This is a genomic window from Mesorhizobium sp. M7A.F.Ca.MR.176.00.0.0, assembly GCF_004023165.1.
GTDB lineage: Bacteria > Pseudomonadota > Alphaproteobacteria > Rhizobiales > Rhizobiaceae > Mesorhizobium.
The window spans coordinates 1-2,500 of sequence record NZ_RZTC01000246.1; the positions used below are offsets into that span (position 1 = coordinate 1).

Sequence of the window (2,500 nt, forward strand, 5' to 3'; positions counted from 1 at the left end):
GCCACGGCCGCCGCAGAGACGATCGCCACGATCTCGCCGATCAGGCCCTCGGAGAGCTGAAAGATCATCCGCGCCATCGGTTCATCCGAGAGATCGGAAGCGCGGGCGAGCGGCAAGGCGGCTTCGAGGCTGTTGAGCAGCGCGAAAAACTCCTCGCCATATTGCCATCGCGGCACTGCATGCAGGTCGAACCGGGTCGCCATTTCGGCGGTCTGGTTGATGAAGTCGTACACCGCGACCTCACCGATCAGAATCGGTGAAATGTCGAACTGGCGGCCGATCCTTCTGAGGAAGGCAAGAACCGCCTCGACGTCCCGCGATCGGCCCCGCAGCGCATTGTGGAATTCGTCGAAGATCAGCATCCTGGGCTTCAGGCTGTCGAACAGGCGATCGATTTGCTCGGCTTTGCGGCCGACACCACGACCCATGCCGGTTGGCGCTCGCAATGCCTCGAGGATGCTTCATAGAAATGGGCGAGGCCCGCACCCTCACGCGTCTGGACCACCCACACCCGCTGCTGCTCGGCGGTTCTCAGATGTTCGACAGCAAACCGTTCGGCGATCATCGTCTTGCCGTTGGCATAGGGTCCGACGAGCATCAGGCCTCGGGTCCGCAACGCCGGCGGCCGGGACAGCAACTCGGCAAGGCGTTCATGCGCTTGGACTGTCACCTGATGTCCGATCCATCGCGGCGCCTGGATATAGGCGATCCGCTCTTCCATCCTGCGGTCAAGAACCGGGCGAACGTGATCGAGCAGATGGCCCACCACGTCACCAGTCCTCGACTGGCAGACGGCGTTTGTGGCGTACGGGATGCTCGGCAGGCGCCGGTTTTGCGGGGCGCAGCGCATCATAGGGTTTGGCGGCCTCTACCGCATGTGCTCGACGCACGGCATTGCGCAGCTCGATTTTTGATGGCTTTTGCCCGCTGGCGATTTCCGTTATCTGACGGCGGAGCGTCACTTTTTCGACATCCGTTCGCGCATTCGCGCTGCGTTGGTGCGAGCGGTCAGCTTCGTGCTCCCACAACGTCATGGGAGCAAGCATTCCGTCACGCCGCTCCACGGGCCGGAACTCCCTCGTCTCCGGGTCCCGGATGTAGACGTGGCTGATATCGCGAGGATCGTATCGCAGCTCGAGCCGTCCCAGACGGTCTCGTTGCGGGACGAGGCTGCCCAGCCACGGTGAAAAATAGTCCAACGCGAACATGCTGACACCCTGCGGTGAGATGCGCCTCTCTGCTACGGGGAGAAAGGCAAGCAGCACTTGCATCGCATCATCATCGAAGTGCTGGAGATCGCGCGCCTGTCGCTCCCATTCTGTCGCCGGCACCTTCAACGTCCTCGCATTTTCCTGAAGGTTATGGTCGATCACGGCGAGCGCGATGCATCGCTCGAGATCGGCGAAGCTGAGGCGAGCTCGCCGCTGCGCGGGGTATTCGTCGCGATCCGCCACGGATCGGCCCGTCGAGCCCGGCTGCGTTGCCAGAACAGAGTTGAGCTTCCCAAGTAGCCTCTCGACCACCCCGCCTTGGTGGACGCGACCGCGATCCCGGTAGCGGATGCGAATGCCGTAGTCCTCGCACCCGCGCTGGAAGGCATGCCCTTTGAACTCCTTGGCGGAGTCGGTGACAAGCGACCTCGGTCGACCGAACATCGGCCAGCCGTGGTTGATGTCATGTGCGCTGAGCCAGGCCTCCTTTGGACACACAGCCTGCGCTAGGCAGAGCGCGACCGACAGCGCAGACGGCTTCTCGAGGGTGAGACAGAAGCCAAAGATGCAGCGTGTCGCCACGTCGGTGACGATCGTCAAGTATGCCCGGCCGATGAACGTCCCGCCGCCGTCGACGACCTCGACGAAGTTGATGTCCGTGGGCGTGTGATCTATCTGGCAGACATCCAGTGGGCGCGCCGCATGGATGTATCCTGGCCGCGGTTTGAGACGCTGGAGATGCTTCGGATTGGCGGACCGTTTCCTCGCGATCTCCTCGGGGCTGAACAGCGCGGGTATCCGGCGGGCGACCGTGAGATAGGACGGAGCGGCCAAGCCGGCCTCTTCGCAGCGAGCGCGGATCTCGGCCACGACGGGAGCGAGCGGCGGAGCCTCCAGCACCAGCCACTGCTCTCGCAACGTCGTCGCAATGATCGCCTCGATGCCTTGATCAAGGCGCTTCTTGCGGCTGCCATCCAACTGGGGCAGCAGCGACGTCACGGTCCGATCGTTGCGGTAGCGCGCCAGCAGATTGTAGACTTGGCGGGTCGAGAGGCGCAGCTCGGCCGCGGCCCGGTTGATTGCCGCGCGTCTTGGCCCCGAACCGTCGAGAATCCTGTCGAGCTCGCGAGCGAGACGACGTGCCGCCGACCATGCTTCGTCGGAATGCGACGTGCCGGGTGCGGCTTTGCGGTTGTGCAATCGGTGCGGCAAATCGCAGTCAGTGAAATCGTTAGCGAAAAATCGGGGCTGTCGTAGCGCCAAAACCTAAACAACACCTGACCCTTTTC

The 2,500-nt window shown here is 63.1% G+C and carries 1 protein-coding gene and 1 pseudogene; both read right to left on the reverse strand.

Going from position 1 to position 2,500, the window contains the following annotated elements:
* Positions 1 to 769: pseudogene (locus EOB59_RS34375) on the reverse strand (TniB family NTP-binding protein); the annotation flags it as partial.
* 1 nt (position 770) lies between these two features.
* Positions 771 to 2,411: a Mu transposase C-terminal domain-containing protein gene (locus tag EOB59_RS34380; protein ID WP_245486884.1), complete on the reverse strand. Its 1,641-nt coding sequence runs from the start codon at positions 2,409 to 2,411 to the stop codon at positions 771 to 773.
* Positions 2,412 to 2,500 lie beyond the last annotated feature (89 nt).